The following is a 15,407-nucleotide window of genomic DNA, read 5'->3' as shown; positions in this document are numbered from 1 at the left end:
ATCGCGGTTTAGGCGCTTCATCAGCCTTACCGGTGTAACGAGCTGGGGGCATTGAGAAGGAAGTCTGCATGCAAACCAATTTGCTGAAACCCAAGGCAATCAACGTCGAGCAACTTGGCCACAACCGCGCCAAGGTCGAGTTGGAGCCTTTCGAGCGTGGCTACGGTCACACGCTGGGCAACGCCATCCGGCGCGTTCTGCTCTCGTCCATGGTGGGGTACGCAGCAACCGAGGTGACGATTGCCGGTGTCCTGCACGAGTACTCATCCATCGACGGTGTCCAGGAAGATGTGGTCAACATCCTGCTGAACCTCAAGGGTGTGGTGTTCAAGCTGCACAACCGTGACGAGGTCACTCTGAGCCTGCGCAAGGATGGCGAGGGCGTCGTTACTGCGCGTGATATCCAGACGCCCCATGATGTCGAGATCATCAATCCGGACCATGTGATCGCCAGCCTGTCTGCCGGGGGCAAGCTGGACATGCAGATCAAGGTAGAAAAGGGCCGTGGCTATGTGCCCGGCAATCTGCGCCGCTATGCCGACGAGGCTACCAAGTCTATCGGACGCATTGTGCTGGATGCATCGTTCTCGCCCGTGAAGCGCGTGAGCTACACGGTGGAAAGCGCCCGCGTCGAGCAGCGGACCGACCTGGACAAGCTGGTTCTGGAAATCGAGACCAATGGCGCCATTTCGGCCGAAGAGGCCGTGCGCGCATCTGCCAAGATCTTGGTCGAGCAGCTGGCAGTGTTTGCGCAGCTGGACGGTGGCGAGATTTTCGAACCCCAGTCCCCGGGTGCGCGTGCGGCCAGCGGTGCGACCTTCGACCCGATCCTGCTGCGCCCCGTGGACGAGCTCGAGCTCACCGTGCGTTCTGCCAACTGCCTCAAGGCCGAGAACATCTACTACATCGGTGACCTGATTCAGCGCACCGAGAACGAGTTGCTCAAGACACCCAATCTGGGCCGCAAGTCGCTCAACGAGATCAAGGAAGTGCTGGCTTCGCGCGGTCTCACGCTGGGTATGAAGCTTGAAAACTGGCCACCGGCCGGTTTGGATAAGCGCTAAGCTATAATTTTGGGCTCTTTGACAGAACCAGTGCCTCGGGCAGTACCTGATACGGCTGCCTGATTTAATTACTCATAAGGAAAGCACCATGCGTCACGGACACGGACTCCGCAAACTGAACCGTACCAGCTCGCATCGCCTTGCGATGCTGCAAAACATGATGAACTCGCTCATCGAGCACGAGGCCATCAAGACCACCGTCCCCAAGGCCAAAGAACTGCGCCGCGTGATCGAACCCATGATCACCCTGGCCAAGGAAGACTCCGTTGCCAACCGCCGCCTGGCCTTCAACCGCCTGCGCGACCGCGACAGCGTGACCAAGCTGTTTAATGACCTGGGCCCCCGCTTCAAGGCGCGTCCCGGTGGCTACACCCGTATCCTGAAAATGGGTTTCCGCGTGGGTGACAATGCACCCATGGCTTTCGTTGAATTGGTTGATCGTCCTGAAGTTTCAGGCGATTCCAACACAGAAGCGTAAATTTAGCTTATAATACTTTTCTACCGCGCGATGGAGCAGTCTGGTAGCTCGTTGGGCTCATAACCCAAAGGTCGGAGGTTCAAATCCTTCTCGCGCAACCAGTCAGTCAAAGGGGTTACGGCAATGTCGTAACCCCTTTTTGTTTTTGAAAAGGTCTCCGCTGGCGCTTGCCGCGCAATAAGGACAACGCTGCCCGATATGAATGACTTTTCACGCTCTCTTGCGTTGGTCGGCGCTTCTAATTTTCGCGACCTTGGGGGTTATGCGGGGTCGGATGGTCGCGTCGTGCGCTGGCGCCGGATTTTTCGCTCGGATCACCTCGCCGCCCTGACGCGACAGGACTTGCGCGTCCTGACCGACTTGGGTTTGGGGCGCGCCGTGGATTTTCGCGGTCAGGCAGAGAGTGCGGCCTTGGCCTATGAGCTGCCCGATGTGCGGTATCACGCGCTACCCATCGAGCCCACGGTGGTACAGCGCGCCAAGGAGATGGCACTGGCCGGCCGCCAGATGACGGTGCCGGTGGCGGTGCAGTTGATGCAGGACACGTATCGGGCCTTTGTGTCCGACAACGCACAGCAGTTCGCAGGCTTGTTTGAACAGCTGTTGAGCGACGACACGCCGCTCGTATTCCATTGCACCGCAGGCAAGGATAGAACCGGCTTTGCCGCTGCATTGATCTTGCTCGCCCTGGGGGTGCCGCGCGCCGTGGTGATGCAGGACTACCTGCTCACCAATGGCCTGTATCGACGCCCCGCAGGTCTCACAAGCTCCGCACCCGACGAGGTGCTGAACGTGATCTGGCGTGTGCAAGAGGACTTCCTGGAGGCCGCGCTGCAGGCCGTGGATCGTGACCATGGAGGAGTCCAGACGTATTTGGCACAGCGCCTGCGCGTAGATGATGCGGCCCGCAGGCGCTTGGCGGAGCTATACCTGCAACCGCCAGCAGGCTGACCGCCCAAAAAGCCGCCCTCTATCCAATGCCAGTCAGTTAAGCGCTGACTGGCATTTTTTCGAAGGGTATGTGCTGCGTCATGAGCGCTTCATCTAGTGCGGGAAGCTGCGCTCAGAGTGGCGAGGCGGTAGCACGAAGTATTGGGGGCTTGATCCAAGCGGGCGCCCAAGAGCAGCTTTGCTGCACGCAGGCCCGTCAGAGTGTGGCGTCCTTGAGCTTCTTGAGGGCGCGCGTCTTGATCTTGGCCGATGCAGGCTTGGCCGGGAACCAGCGCTCTTCTCCCGTGAAAGGATCCTTGCCGAAGCGCTTTTTCTTCGCGGGCACCTGCTGCAGGCCGATCTTCAGCAGGCCGGGTAGCGTGAATTCGCCACAGCCTTTTTTGTGTACGGCGCCCAGGATCGCTGTTTCAAGGGCTGCGAGAACTGCCTTGGCGGTCTTGGGCTCAACGCCGGCCTGCGTCGCCAAGTGGGCGATCAGGGTGGTCTTGTTGAATGGATCCTTCACGGGCTTGGGCGCCGCTGCTGCGGTGGGTGCCGCGGCCTTTTTTGCGGCGGCAGTCTTGGCTGGAGTTGCGGCCTTCTTGTCGGCGGCGGTCTTTTTCACCGGTGCGGTGGTTTTCTTTGCAGTTGCCATGGTGTTGGAGGTTTCTTGAATGTCTAAATGCTTGCCAGCCAGGCCGGCGCCTGGATTCTAGGGGGTGAAGTCTGGGCGCGGGGGCAGTATTCACGCGGGTATGCACCAGAAAACCACGCCAGCGCACGCTGTCGGGCATGCCAGCCCAGATGCCAGAACGCGGCATTGGCGGTAAGCTCGCGGCCACCTACGTCACGCAATGCACAGGAGTAGCCATGAGCGACACAACCCCCTTTGGTTTCGGACGCTTCGTCCCAGGCTTTGATTTTCTACAGAACCTGGCCAAGGGTGCTGCCGCAGGCATGCCTGCCATGCCTGCGGCCCTGTCGGGTTGGGTGGCGCCCACGATGAGCGTGGAGGAGCTTGACAAGCGCATTCAGGAGCTTAAGGCGGTGCAGTTCTGGCTGGAGCAGAATGCCCGCGCACTCACCGCCACCGTGCAGGCGCTGGAGGTGCAAAAAATGACGCTGGCCACCCTGCAGGGGATGAATGTGGCCATGGGAGACATGGTGGGGGCGTTTGGTACTGCGCGCCCCGCAGCGGATGCCAAGGCGCAGGCTTGGGCCGGCATGTCTCCTGCTCCAGGGCCCACGTCCGCGCCCACGCCACAACCTGAACCTGTTGCTACGCCCGAAGCGCATGCAGATGCGGCCACCGGATCCGAGCAGGCAAAGGCCGAATCCAAGGCGCCGGGCACGGTGGACCCCATGCAGTGGTGGGGCGCGCTGACGAACCAGTTCCAGCAACTCGCCGCCAATGCCATGAAGGATGCGGGTGCGCACCATGCGGCCTTCGAGGCCACGCGCGAGATGGCCAGCGGTGCCTTGAAAACCGCCACCGACATGGCGGCGCAGATGGCCGCACAGGGCATGCAGGGGGCGGCTGCAGCGGCCAAGGCAGCAGCCGATGCGCCAACGCCAACGCCAACCGCGGCCAAGCGGCCTGCGGCACGCAAGACAGCTGGCGTGGCGAAGAAGGCGGCGGCACCGCGCACGCCTCGCTAACGCCCTGCCAGGGGCGGGCCGCAGCACTAGCATGCATCGGAGCGACCCATGAAGCTCTTTCCCAGCGCCCATGCCACCCACCCGCAATGGCCCATGGCGGCGGCGTTAGTGCTGGCGCAGCTGCAGGCGCAGATGGCCTTGCCGCAATACGCGAGCCGGCCCTCGCTGGGGCTGCTCTACATCACGGACCACTATGCTGACGATGCGGCCGCGCTGCTGCGCTACCTGGCACTGCAGCTACCTTCGGTGATGGACTGGAGCGGTACTGTCGGTGTGGGCGTCGTGGGCAGCAATGTGGAGTATTTCGATGAGCCGGCGCTCTCCATCATGTTGTGCGACGTGCCGCCTGCGCAGTACCGTTTGTTCTCCGGGGTGGCGCCGCTGCAGCACGGCGCGAGGCATGCCGGCCTGGCGCCTTTCGCCGCCCATACGGCCTTGGTCCATGCGGACGGCCATACGCCCGATCTGGCCGAGCTGCTGCTGGAGATGGCAGGGCGCACGGCCAGCGGATACCTGTTTGGCGGTGTCACCGCCAGCCGCGGGGCCAGCGTGGCGTTTGCCCGGCATGCCGGCAATGAGGGGGCGACGGGCGGGGTGCTCTCGGGCGGCCTGTCCGGGGTGGCTTTTGCCGAGCCGGTCGATCTGTTATCCCGGGTCACGCAGGACAGCCAGCCCATAGGGCCGCAGGCCGTGATCACCGAGGCGCAAGGCAACCTGGTGCTGCGGCTCGATGGCCAGCCTGCACTCGATGTGCTGCTGCAGACCCTGCGGATAAACCTGGATGGTGATGCACAGCAGGCGCTGCGCAGCGTGCGCGCCACGCTGGCGGGCCTGACGGACGCGCACGCACCGGCGCAGCAGCGCACGGGCCACTTCGGCGCTGATACGCGTGTACGCCATATCGTGGGTCTGGATGTGGCGCGTCGCGGGGTGGCCCTGGCCGAACAGGTGGAGCTGGGGATGCGCCTGACCTTTTGTCAGCGCCATGTGGGCGCGGCGCGCGCCGACCTCATGCGCATCTGCGCCGAGATACGCGAGGAGCTTGCGCCCGAACCCCAGGCGCATCAGACCCGGCATGCGCCTGGCTCAATGGCGGACGCCGGAGCAACGCCCTTGCGCCGCATCTGCGGCGCCGTCTACGTGAGCTGCTCAGGCCGCGGCGGGCGGCATTTTGGCGGCCCAAGCGCCGAATTGCAGATCGTGCGCCACGCGTTGGGAGATGTGCCGCTGGCAGGCTTCTTTGCCTCGGGTGAAATTGCGGGGCATTGGCTCTACGGCTACACGGGCGTGCTCACGGTGTTTTCAGATTTCGCCGCAGAACTTTGAGCGTTTTTTTGGCTGTAAGGCTCTTGTATAAAGCGTCATAAGCTATCAAAAACAAAGTAATGACAGAGGCGTGGTACCTATCACAGCCGCCTGCGCCAGTGGCTCTACCGGTTTCATGGCGTGGCCACATGCTATCTGCCCAACTATCTCGGCTGGAGGCAGGCCCTGGACACGCATCGCCTGCCTACTGCGCAAGCCTTGCTGCGGGCGGCTATCGGCGTTTTTCCACATTCAATGGGGGCATAGCCAAACTCTATGCTGCAGGCCCTGCTTCAAGGCTTGGGCTGCAATGCTGCACGTCGGGCAAAGGTTTGTGAGCAGGTGTGACATTCCCCATGGCTTGGCTGGAATGGACGGCGAAATGAGCTAAAACGACCTATCCATAAGCGTATTAAGCTATTAATAAAGTAGCATTTCCGCGAAGTAGTGATGGCTCCGTGCCGCCCCCTCCCCTTAGCGGACACAGGCCAGGCCTTGTCGGCAGGGAAATGGCCGGCCCTCGATGGCTTGACCCGTACGGGGCGAGCGCAGAAGATGAAATTCTGTTCAACCGCGAAAACAGGGGGTGTCTCATGGACAAGCCGATCTGGGTCATAGTGGCCAATGGTTCGATGGCCCGTTTGTTGGAGCGCAACCCGGCCAAGCCTGAGGGTTGGGTCGAGAAGGAATGCCTGACGCATCCGCAGAGCAGGCTGCATGGCGCAGAAGCCGGGCAAGAGCCCTCCGGGCATTCGATTGCTGGCCGTAGTGGCCTGGCGCCGCGCAGCGAGCCGCATGATCATGAGCGGCGCAAATTCGCGCAGCAGGTGGCCCACGCAGTGAAGGGGGCGGTGGGTGGCGGCCAGGGCGGCGCGCTGGTGGTGTTTGCATCCAACCCGTTCCTGGGGGAATTGCTGGATCATCTGGATGACACGACCCGCAAGTGGGTGTCGGCCAGCCATCCGCTGGATCTGACCGGCCTGGGGCTGGCGGAGCTGATTCAGCGCATGCACGGCGAATTCGGGCTTTGATGCGCCAGGCCGGAGATTGCACATGCGTGCCATGGTTCTGGAGCAGGCCGGCCACCCTCTGCGACTGACCGAATTGCCACAACCCATTCCCCGGCCGGGCCAGTTGCTGCTCACCGTCGAGGCCTGCGGCGTGTGCCGCACCGACCTGCACCTGTGCGACGGCGAGCTGCCTGACCCGCTGCTGCCAGTGGTGCCGGGCCATGAGATCGTCGCCCGGGTCGCGGCCCTGGGGCCCGATGTGCGGGGCTGGCGCCTGGGCCAGCGGGTGGGCGTGCCCTGGCTGGGCTGGACCTGCGGGCAATGCCGGTTTTGCACCAGCGGGCGCGAGAACCTGTGCGACAGGGCCCGCTTCACGGGCTACCAGCTCAACGGCGGTTATGCCGAGTACACGCTGGCCGATGCGCGCTACTGCCTGGCCCTGCCCGAGGCGCCGGCGGCCGAGCATCTGGCGCCGCTGTTGTGCGCCGGCCTGATCGGCTACCGGGCGCTGCGCCTGGCCGGCGACCCGCAGCGGCTCGGCGTCTACGGCTTTGGCGCGGCCGCGCACCTCATCACCCAGCTGGCGCGCGCCCAGGGCCGCGAAGTGTTCGCCTTCACCCGCCCCGGCGATGGCGCCAGCCAGGCCTTCGCGCGCAGCCTGGGCGCGCACTGGGCCGGGGGCACCGACGAAGCGCCTGCGCAGCCGCTGGATGCGGCCCTGATCTTCGCGCCCGCCGGCCCCCTGGTGCCGATTGCGTTGCGGCACCTGGACAAGGGCGGCTGCGTGGTCTGCGCCGGCATCCACATGAGCGACATCCCCGGCTTTCCCTATGCCTGGCTGTGGGGCGAGCGCAGTATCCGCTCCGTGGCGAACCTGACGCGCGCCGACGGGCTCGCGTTCTTCGAGGCCATACGCCAGGTGCCGCTGGGCGCCGAGGTTACCGTGTTTGCGCTGGAACAGGCCAACGAGGCGCTGGAACAGTTGCGCCGGGGCGCGCTGCAGGGTGCGGCGGTGCTGCGCATGGCCCCGGTGTCACAGGAGGCATAGATGACATCCTCGCAGGAACAACTGGTGCGCATTCCCGTGGACCAGGCCCAGATCGAGGGCCTGCTGGCGCTGCCCGCCGCGCCCATCGGGCTGGTGCTGTTCGCCCACGGCAGCGGCAGCAGCCGGCACAGCCCGCGCAACAACTACGTGGCCCGGGTGCTGCACGCGCACGGCATGGGCAGCCTGCTGCTGGACCTGCTCACGCCCGAGGAGGACCGGGACTACCGCACCCGCTTCGACATCGCCCTGCTGACGCAGCGGTTGAGCGCCGCGACGCATTGGCTGGGCCGGCAGCCGCTCACCCGCTCCCTGCCGCTGGGCTACTTCGGTGCCAGCACCGGGGCGGCGGCCGCGCTGATGGCTGCGGCCGAAGAGGGGCGCGCCATCCGGGCCGTGGTGTCGCGCGGCGGGCGCCCCGACCTGGCCGGCCCCGAGGCGCTGGCGCGCGTGGCCTGCCCGACCCTGCTGCTGGTGGGCAGCCTGGACGAAGAGGTGCTGGAGCTGAACCGCCAGGCGGCCTCGCACATGCGCTGTCCGCACCGCCTGAGCGTGGTGCCGGGCGCCACCCATTTGTTCGAGGAGCCGGGCACCCTGGAGGCCGTGGCGCGGCAGGCGGCTGGCTGGTTCGAAAAGCATTTGCCGCCAGCCGCGGCCGCGTGAGCGGCATGTCGCGTACCGACTACTGCTTGAGCAGGGCGATCACCTCGTCGTCCTCGACCTGGTCGAAGTCCCGGTAGAACTGGCCCACGGCCTGAAAATCTTCCGGTGCCTGCAGGCACAGCACCTCGTCGGCCAGGGGGCGGACCAGGGCGAGCGCCTCTGGCGATGACACCGGCACGGCGCAGACCAGTTTGGCGGGATGGCGCTGGCGTAGGCCGTGCAGGGCGGCCACCATGGTGGCGCCGGTGGCCAGGCCGTCGTCCACCACGATGACGATGCGGCCCGCGGGGTCCAGGTGGGGCCGCAGCGGCGTGTACTGCGCGCGCCGCTGGCGGATCACGGCCAGCTGCCGGCGCTTCTCGGCGGCGATGTAGTCCGCGCCGGCGCCGGCCGAGGCCGCATAGGGCGACAGGTAGGTCCAGCCGCTCTCGTCGACCGAGCCGATGGCGAATTCGGGCTGCAAGGGCGCCCCCAGCTTGCGCACCAGCACCACGTCCAGCTCGCCCTGCAGTGCTGCCGCCAGGGATTGGGCCATGGGCACGGCGCCGCGCGGTATGGCCAGCACCAGCGGGTTCTGGCCGCGATAGGCCTGCAGCCGCTCGGCCAGCCGCCTGGCGGCGTCGAGGCGGTTGCGGAACACGATGGGACGGTCGGCGTGCGTCATGGCATGCGCTCCGGCAGCACCAGGTCGATGCGGAAGTCCGGCTCGTACGGCGGCACATGGCAATCGACGATGCTGCCCGGGGCCACCTCCAGCCGCACCCCCACCACATCGGCATGCACCGGCAGGCGCGCGACGCAGCGGTCCACCAGGGTGGCGACAAGGATTTGTTCGGGCTGCCTGCCAGACAGGTATTGCAGCACGCGCAGCAGCGAATGGCCGGAATACAGCACATCGTCCACCACCAGCAGGCTGTGCTCGCGCAGGTCCAGCTCGGCATGGCCTGCCTGCTCATCGAGCCGCGTCTCGGGGTAGAGCAGCGTGAGGTCGTCGGCATAGCGCTTGACGGAAAGATCGAGCCGCAGCGGCGCGGCGATGCCGTGGCGCTGCACCAGCAAATCCGTCAGGCGCTGGGCCAGCGGCGCGCCGCGCCGCAGGATACCGATCACGGCCAGGGGCTGCCGCGGCCGCAGCCGGGCTGCGACCTGGCTGGCCATGGCCTGCAGCACCGTTTCCAGCGCGGCAGCGTCGTACAGGCAGGTGCGGACTTGCGCGGGTGGATGCATGGCAACCTCCAGGTCGGCGATCAGGCCAGTGTCGGCAACAAGGTGGCCGAAGTCAATCACAGACCGGGCATCACGGCGCAGGCTTGCGCCGCGCGGCCTCGGCCAGCGGCAGCAGGTCCGCTTCGGTGAGCGTTTCCTGGGCCAGCAGCCTGTCCGCGCCCTCCTGCAGCAGCGCGCGCCGCTCGGCCAGCACCGCGCTGGCCCGGGCAAAGGCCTCGTCCACCAGGGCGCGCACGGCCTTGTCGATGCGGTGCGACGTGTCGTCCGACAGGCCGCGCTCCAGCGCCGGGCCTTCGGGCAGGTCGAGAAAGCGTGGCTGTTGACGCTCGTAGACCACCTGGCCGACTTCCTGCGACATGCCGTAGCGCGCCACCATGTCGTGCGCGATGTCCGTGGCCTTGACCAGATCGTCGGCCGCGCCCGTGGAGATCTCGCACATCACCAGCGCCTCGGCCGCGCGCCCGGCCAGCAGCACCGCGAGGCGGTTGCGCAGTTCGCTCTCGCTGGCCAGGTAGCGGTCCTCGCTGGGGCGCTGCAAGGTGTAGCCGAGCGCGCCGATGCCGCGCGGGATGATGGAAATCTTGTGCACCGGGTCGCAGCCCGGCAGCGTCATCGCCACCAGCGCATGACCCATCTCATGCACGGCCACGGTGCGCCGCTCCTTGTCGCCGAGCACGCGCTGGTGGCGCTCCAGCCCGGCGACGATGCGCTCCACGGCGGCGGTGAAGTCCGCCATCGCCACGGCGTCGGCGCCGCGCCGCGTAGCCAGCAGCGCCGCCTCGTTGACCAGGTTCGCCAGGTCGGCGCCGGCGAAGCCGGGCGTCAGCGCCGCCACCGCGTCGGGGTCGACATCGCCGCCCAGGCGCACTTTCCTGAGGTGCACGCGCAGCACGTCGGCGCGGCCCTTGCGATCGGGCCGGTCGACCAGCACTTGGCGGTCGAAGCGGCCGGCGCGCAGCAGCGCCGGGTCGAGGATTTCGGGGCGGTTGGTGGCGGCCAGGATCACCACGCCCGCGCTGGTGTCGAAGCCGTCCATCTCGGCCAGCAGCTGGTTCAGCGTCTGCTCCTTCTCGTCGTGGCCGCCCGAGAGCGGGCCCACGCCGCGCGCCCGGCCCAGGGCGTCGAGCTCGTCGATGAAGATGATGCAGGGCGCCGAGGCGCGGGCCTGCTCGAACAGGTCGCGCACGCGCGCCGCGCCCACGCCCACGAACATCTCCACGAACTCCGAGCCGGTGATGCTGAAAAAGGGCACGCCGGCCTCGCCGGCCATGGCGCGCGCCAGCAGCGTCTTGCCGGTGCCCGGCGGCCCCACCAGCAGGATGCCCTTGGGCATGCGCGCACCCAGCCGGCCGTAGTCCTTGGGGTTCCTGAGGAACTCCACCGATTCGCGCAGCTCCGCCTTGGCCTCGTCCACGCCCGCCACGTCGTCGAAGCTGACCTTGACGTCGGTCTCGGAGTGCAGCTTGGCGCGGCTCTTGCCGACGGACAGCAGTCCACCCATGCCGCCTTGTGCGGCAAGGCGCCGGCCGATGATGCTCCACGCGGCCAGCAGCAGCAGGCCGGGGATCACCCAGGACAGCAACTCGCTCAGCAGCTTGTTCTCCACCACGCCTTCGAAGCGCACGTCGTAGCCGGCCAGCTCCGCGGCCAGGGCGGGCTCGACGCGCGTGGTGACGATGCGCGTGCGGCCGTCGGGCAGCGGCGCCTTGAGCTGGCCTTCGATGAACTGGCTGCTGATCGACAGCGATTGCAGCTCGCCGGCCTTCAGGTGCTGCAGGAACTCGCTGTACGGTATGGGTTGCACCTGGCTGGAGGTGACCCAGAGATCGCGCAGCCAGAACAGCGCCGTCAGCGCCAGGATCACCAGCCACAGCTTGTTGGGGTTCCACTGCCAGGGCGGCTGGGGCGATCCGGACGGTGGCCCGGGGCGGGGTGGCTGGGAGATTGGCATGCTGGGCTTGGCTCCTTCTCCGGAGGGGGCCTGCGGGCGCGCTGTGGCCCGGCAGGGGGGCACCAGGATGGCAGAAAATTTCGGGCTTGGCCACTTGCCGGTAGGCGGCCTTGTGCGCCGCGGCGCAAAGGCGGATCATGGCAGCGCCGTTGCACATGCCGCTGGCGCGACGGACCGCCCGACCACCGCAGCGTGCCCACATGATCGAGCCCTCCTCCATCGCCATCCGTGCCAGCGGCCTGAGCAAGCGCTTCGGCGACTTCACGGCGCTCGACCGGTTGGACCTCGCGGTCGGGCGCGGCGTCATCTTCGGCCTGCTCGGGCCCAATGGCGCAGGCAAAAGCACGGCCATCAAGATTTTGACGACCCTGCTCGACGCCAGTGCGGGCAGCGCCGCCGTGGCAGGCTTCGATGTCGTGACCCAGCCCGTGGAGGTGCGGCGCAGGATCGGCTACGTGCCGCAGCTGCTGTCGGCCGACGGGGCCCTGACGGCCAGTGAGAACCTCGACCTGTCGGCCCGCCTGCATGGCATCTACGGCGCGCAGCGCATCGCGCGCGTGCAGGAGGCGCTGGCCTTCGCCGGGCTGCAGGAGCAGGCGCACAAGCTGGTCAAGACCTTTTCGGGCGGCATGGTGCGCCGCCTGGAAATCGCCCAGGCGACGCTGCATTACCCCGAGGTGCTGTTCCTCGACGAGCCGACCATAGGCCTGGATCCGGCGGCGCGCCGCACGGTCTGGGAGCGCCTGCTGCAGCTGCGCGGGCGCCATGGCGTGACCATTCTCATCTCGACCCACGACATGGAAGAGGCCGACACGCTGTGCGACGAGCTCGCCATCCTGCACCACGGCCAGCTGGCCGTGGTGGGCCGGCCCCGGCAGCTCAAGGACCAGGTGGGCCCGGGCGCCAGCCTGGCCGACGTGTTCGTGCATTTCAGCGGCGCGGTGATCGACCAGGGCGGCCATGCCCGCGACGTCCGTGAAAGCCGCGCCGCCGTGCTGCGCCGGGGATGAACCATGCGTGACTACCTCTACGCCTGCATCGCCGTGGCCGATGCCGAGATCCGCAAGCTCATGCGCGACCCGACCGAGCTGTTCAGCCGCGCGGTGCAGCCCGTGCTGTGGCTGGCCGTGTTCGGCCAGGTGTTCAGCCAGGTGCGGGGCATCCCGACCGGCAACCTGAGCTACCTCGACTACATGGCGCCGGGCATTCTGGCGCAGAGCATCCTGTTCAGCGCCATCTTCTACGGCATCGCCATCATCTGGGAGCGCGACCTGGGCATCGTGCACAAGCTGCTGGTCACGCCCGCGCCGCGTAGCGCGCTGGTGCTGGGCAAGGCGATGGCCGCCGGCCTGCGCGGCCTGGTGCAGGCCGTGGTGGTTTACCTGGTGGCGGTGGCGCTCAAGGTGCATATCCGCTGGGAGCCCGGGGCCATGCTGGTGGTGGCGCTGGCGGTGTTCCTGGGCTCCTGCGCCTTCTCCACCTTCTCGCTGCTGATCGCCTGCATCGTCAAGACACGCGAGCGCTTCATGGGCATAGGCCAGGTGCTGACCATGCCGCTGTTCTTCGCCTCGAGCGCGATCTACCCGCTAGAGATCATGCCCGACTGGCTCAAGACCCTGGCTGCGGTCAATCCGCTGACCTACCTGGTCGACGCCCTGCGCGGCGCCATGGTGGTGCACGGCGGCAGCCACTACGCCCTGGGCACGAGCCTCGGCATCATTCTGGCGGTGTTCGTCCTGCTGGTCTTCTGGGCCGCCAGGCTCTATCCCGGCCTGGCGCGCTAGTGGCTAAAAAGCCTTTCACAGAAAAAGCTAGCTGAGCTATGTTTTTAATAGCTGTAAGCGCTTTCTGGTATTGATATTTCGGCTGATTGCTTGTGAATTCAACCGCCGGCCTTGCGCCGCGCCAGTTCGGCCAGGTAGCGCTCGGTCGCGTCGCGCGCCATGGCGGCCGAGCCCAGGGCCTGGCCGGCGCCGTCCGTGACCACGCAAAAGCTCATGTCGACATAGAGCTTGCGCCCGTCCTTGTGCGTGCCGCGCGTGGTGCGCACCTCGCGGCCGCAGCTGCCGCGTGCCATGGCGCGGTTGAAGCCACGCCAATGGGCCGCGCGCAGGTGCTCGGGGATGATCAGGTCCAGGCTCTGGCCCAGGGCCTCGGCCGCGTCGAAGCCGAACAGCGCGGTGGCCGCCGGGTTCCAGGCGCGGATGATGCCTTCGTGGTCGGCGTAGATCAGCGCGTCGGCCACGTCGGTGACGATGCGCTCCCAGGGGACGGGGGGGAGGGTGGCTGTGCTCATGCTTGAAATCACACCCCGCGCGCCCGATCGGCCTTGAAGCGTGCGCGGAACTCGCCAAAGCGCCCGGCATCCAGCGCATCGCGTATCTCCTGCATGAGCTGAAGGTAGTAGTGCAGGTTGTGGATGGTGGTGAGCATGGGGCCCAGCATCTCGCCGCAGCGGTCCAGGTGGTGCAGGTAGGCGCGCGAGAAGCCGCCGCGCCCGCCGTCGTTCCAGGCGATGCCTTCGGTGCCCGCGCAGGTGTGGCAGGTGCAGCTCGGGTCCAGCGGCTGGTGATCCTGCTTGTGGCGGGCGTTCCTGATCTTCAGGTCGCCATAGCGCGTGAACAGCGTGCCGTTCCTCGCATTGCGCGTGGGCATCACGCAGTCGAACATGTCCACGCCCTGGGCCACGCCCTCGACCAGGTCTTCCGGCGTGCCCACGCCCATCAGGTAGCGCGGCTTGTGCGCCGGCAAGCGGTGTGGCGTGTGGGCCATGATGCGCAGCATCTCGTCCTTGGGCTCACCCACGCTCACGCCGCCCACGGCGTAGCCAGGGAAGTCCATCTCCACCAGGGCCTCCAGCGACTCCTGGCGCAGGTGCTCGAACATGCCGCCCTGCACGATGCCGAACAGTGCGTTGGGATTGGCCAGGCGCTCGAACTCGGCCTTGGATCGCACGGCCCAGCGCCGGCTCATCTCCATGCTCTTGCGCGCTTCCATCTCGGTGGTCTTGTGGCCGTTGGTCTCATACGGCGTGCATTCGTCCAGCTGCATGACGATGTCCGAGTTCAGGATGGTCTGGATCTGCATGCTGACCTCGGGCGACATGAACAGCTTGTCGCCGTTCACGGGGCTGGCAAAGTGCACGCCCTCCTCGGTGATCTTGCGCATGGGGCCCAGGCTCCAGACCTGGAAGCCCCCCGAGTCGGTCAGGATGGGCTTGTCCCATTGCTCGAAGCCGTGCAGGCCGCCGAAGCTCTTCACGATGTCCAGGCCCGGGCGCATCCACAGGTGGAAGGTGTTGCCCAGGATGATCTGCGCGCCCATCTCGGTGAGGCTCCTGGGCATCACGCCCTTGACGGTGCCGTAGGTGCCCACGGGCATGAAGATGGGGGTTTGCACCACGCCATGGTTGAGCGTGAGTGTGCCGCGGCGGGCATGGCTGGAGGGGTCGGTTTTCAGCAGGTCAAATTGCAGCATGGGCGGCATTTTCCCAGACCATGCTGGCCTACACTAGCCACAGCACAAGGAGGACGCATGTTCAGAATCATGATTGCCGTTGATGGCTCGGAGCTGGCGCTGGATGCCGTGCGCCATGGCATTGCCCTGGTGCGCCGCGGCGGCCTGCAGGCCACGCTGGTGCTGGGTCATGTGCAGGAGGAGGCCAGCCTCATCGAGTTGGCCACGCGCGGCGCCGACATGGTGGCCGCGGCCAGCGTGGAGGCCGGGCAGGACCTGCTGGCGCCTGCCGTGGCGCTGGTGGATGCCGCGGGCGTGCCCTACGAGACCGAGATCGGCCTGGGGTCGGTGGCGGCCACGCTGGTGGACATGGTGGAGCGCTGCGGCTGCGATGCACTCATCGTCGGCGCGCGCGGCATGGGCGGTCTGCGCGGGGCCTGGCTGGGTTCGGTGTCGCAGGATCTGGTGCGGCTGAGCCCGGTGCCGGTCACGGTGGTCAAGCACGCCGAGCCGCAGGAGCTGCCGGAGGAGGACGAGGACGATGAGGAAGCGGCCTGAGGCGCACCCATCAAAACGGGCCGAAAGGCCCGTTTGCTATTAAATAAAGAGCTTGTTGCGC

17 protein-coding genes, 1 tRNA gene and 1 pseudogene are annotated in these 15,407 nt (G+C 66.7%); 13 read left to right on the top strand and 6 right to left on the bottom strand.

Annotated features, from left to right (window positions below):
- Positions 1-68: 68 nt before the first annotated feature.
- The 4 genes from P7644_RS18590 (at position 69) to P7644_RS18575 (ending at position 2,493) form a co-directional block, all read left to right on the top strand.
- A complete protein-coding gene (locus P7644_RS18590) occupies positions 69-1,064 on the top strand; it encodes a DNA-directed RNA polymerase subunit alpha (protein WP_404300730.1) in 996 nt (331 codons plus the stop codon).
- An 88-nt stretch (positions 1,065-1,152) separates the two neighbouring features.
- Positions 1,153-1,542 (top strand): 50S ribosomal protein L17, encoded by a 390-nt coding sequence (gene rplQ / locus P7644_RS18585; RefSeq protein WP_404300729.1) that lies wholly within the window; start codon positions 1,153-1,155, stop codon positions 1,540-1,542.
- A 24-nt stretch (positions 1,543-1,566) separates the two neighbouring features.
- Positions 1,567-1,643, top strand: a tRNA-Met gene (locus P7644_RS18580).
- Positions 1,644-1,740: 97 nt separating this feature from the next.
- Complete coding sequence (locus P7644_RS18575) at positions 1,741-2,493, top strand: tyrosine-protein phosphatase (protein WP_404300728.1); 753 nt, start codon at positions 1,741-1,743, stop codon at positions 2,491-2,493.
- Between the two features lie 196 nt (positions 2,494-2,689).
- On the opposite strand, the gene P7644_RS18570 is transcribed toward P7644_RS18575, so the two are convergent.
- Entirely contained in the window at positions 2,690-3,127 is a 438-nt protein-coding gene (locus tag P7644_RS18570) for an HU family DNA-binding protein (RefSeq protein ID WP_404300727.1), read from the bottom strand.
- Positions 3,128-3,342: 215 nt separating this feature from the next.
- On the opposite strand from P7644_RS18570, the gene P7644_RS18565 reads away from it, so the two are divergent.
- The 6 genes and pseudogenes from P7644_RS18565 to P7644_RS18540 all read left to right on the top strand — a co-directional run bounded on the left by P7644_RS18565 (position 3,343) and on the right by P7644_RS18540 (position 8,154).
- On the top strand, positions 3,343-4,131 hold the full coding sequence (locus P7644_RS18565) for a PhaM family polyhydroxyalkanoate granule multifunctional regulatory protein (RefSeq protein ID WP_404300726.1): 789 nt from the start codon (positions 3,343-3,345) through the stop codon (positions 4,129-4,131).
- A 48-nt stretch (positions 4,132-4,179) separates the two neighbouring features.
- Complete coding sequence (locus P7644_RS18560; protein WP_404300725.1) at positions 4,180-5,457, top strand: FIST N-terminal domain-containing protein; 1,278 nt, start codon at positions 4,180-4,182, stop codon at positions 5,455-5,457.
- Positions 5,458-5,520: 63 nt separating this feature from the next.
- Positions 5,521-5,703 (top strand): annotated as a pseudogene (locus P7644_RS18555) (IS1595 family transposase); the annotation flags it as partial.
- Between the two features lie 326 nt (positions 5,704-6,029).
- Positions 6,030-6,467 carry a host attachment protein gene (locus P7644_RS18550; RefSeq protein WP_404300724.1) on the top strand — a complete coding sequence of 146 codons (438 nt, stop codon included), beginning with the start codon at positions 6,030-6,032 and terminating at the stop codon, positions 6,465-6,467.
- 22 nt (positions 6,468-6,489) lie between these two features.
- Positions 6,490-7,494: a zinc-dependent alcohol dehydrogenase family protein gene (locus tag P7644_RS18545; RefSeq protein WP_404300723.1), complete on the top strand. Its 1,005-nt coding sequence runs from the start codon at positions 6,490-6,492 to the stop codon at positions 7,492-7,494.
- Positions 7,495-8,154 (top strand): dienelactone hydrolase family protein, encoded by a 660-nt coding sequence (locus P7644_RS18540; RefSeq protein WP_404300722.1) that lies wholly within the window; start codon positions 7,495-7,497, stop codon positions 8,152-8,154.
- A gap of 19 nt (positions 8,155-8,173) precedes the next feature.
- Here P7644_RS18540 and P7644_RS18535 read toward each other — a convergent pair whose 3' ends face one another.
- The 3 genes from P7644_RS18535 to ftsH all read right to left on the bottom strand — a co-directional run bounded on the left by P7644_RS18535 (position 8,174) and on the right by ftsH (position 11,332).
- Positions 8,174-8,818, bottom strand: a complete 645-nt coding sequence (locus P7644_RS18535; protein ID WP_404300721.1) for a phosphoribosyltransferase — start codon at positions 8,816-8,818, stop codon at positions 8,174-8,176.
- Positions 8,815-9,381 carry a phosphoribosyltransferase family protein gene (locus P7644_RS18530; RefSeq protein WP_404300720.1) on the bottom strand — a complete coding sequence of 189 codons (567 nt, stop codon included), beginning with the start codon at positions 9,379-9,381 and terminating at the stop codon, positions 8,815-8,817. The genes P7644_RS18535 and P7644_RS18530 overlap by 4 nt, the downstream gene beginning before the upstream one ends.
- A 70-nt stretch (positions 9,382-9,451) precedes the next feature.
- Positions 9,452-11,332 carry an ATP-dependent zinc metalloprotease FtsH gene (gene ftsH, locus P7644_RS18525; RefSeq protein WP_404300718.1) on the bottom strand — a complete coding sequence of 627 codons (1,881 nt, stop codon included), beginning with the start codon at positions 11,330-11,332 and terminating at the stop codon, positions 9,452-9,454.
- A 200-nt stretch (positions 11,333-11,532) separates the two neighbouring features.
- Here ftsH and P7644_RS18520 point away from each other — a divergent pair, with 200 nt between their 5' ends.
- Together P7644_RS18520 and P7644_RS18515 are read left to right on the top strand one after the other, a co-directional pair.
- A complete protein-coding gene (locus tag P7644_RS18520; protein ID WP_404300717.1) occupies positions 11,533-12,342 on the top strand; it encodes an ATP-binding cassette domain-containing protein in 810 nt (269 codons plus the stop codon).
- A 3-nt stretch (positions 12,343-12,345) separates the two neighbouring features.
- Entirely contained in the window at positions 12,346-13,116 is a 771-nt protein-coding gene (locus tag P7644_RS18515; RefSeq protein ID WP_404300716.1) for an ABC transporter permease, read from the top strand.
- Positions 13,117-13,214: 98 nt separating this feature from the next.
- Here the strand turns inward: P7644_RS18515 and P7644_RS18510 are convergent, their stop codons facing one another.
- Together P7644_RS18510 and tgt are read right to left on the bottom strand one after the other, a co-directional pair.
- Complete coding sequence (locus P7644_RS18510; protein ID WP_404300715.1) at positions 13,215-13,628, bottom strand: PAS domain-containing protein; 414 nt, start codon at positions 13,626-13,628, stop codon at positions 13,215-13,217.
- Positions 13,629-13,636: 8 nt separating this feature from the next.
- Positions 13,637-14,809, bottom strand: a complete 1,173-nt coding sequence (gene tgt, locus P7644_RS18505; protein ID WP_404300714.1) for a tRNA guanosine(34) transglycosylase Tgt — start codon at positions 14,807-14,809, stop codon at positions 13,637-13,639.
- A gap of 57 nt (positions 14,810-14,866) precedes the next feature.
- On the opposite strand from tgt, the gene P7644_RS18500 reads away from it, so the two are divergent.
- Positions 14,867-15,346, top strand: a complete 480-nt coding sequence (locus P7644_RS18500; RefSeq protein ID WP_404300713.1) for a universal stress protein — start codon at positions 14,867-14,869, stop codon at positions 15,344-15,346.
- Positions 15,347-15,407: the final 61 nt, after the last annotated feature.

The organism is Alicycliphilus denitrificans (genome assembly GCF_044792555.1).
In the GTDB taxonomy this organism is placed as follows: Bacteria; Pseudomonadota; Gammaproteobacteria; order Burkholderiales; family Burkholderiaceae_C; genus Alicycliphilus; species Alicycliphilus denitrificans_A.
This window is presented reverse-complemented; position numbering and strand designations above follow the sequence as displayed.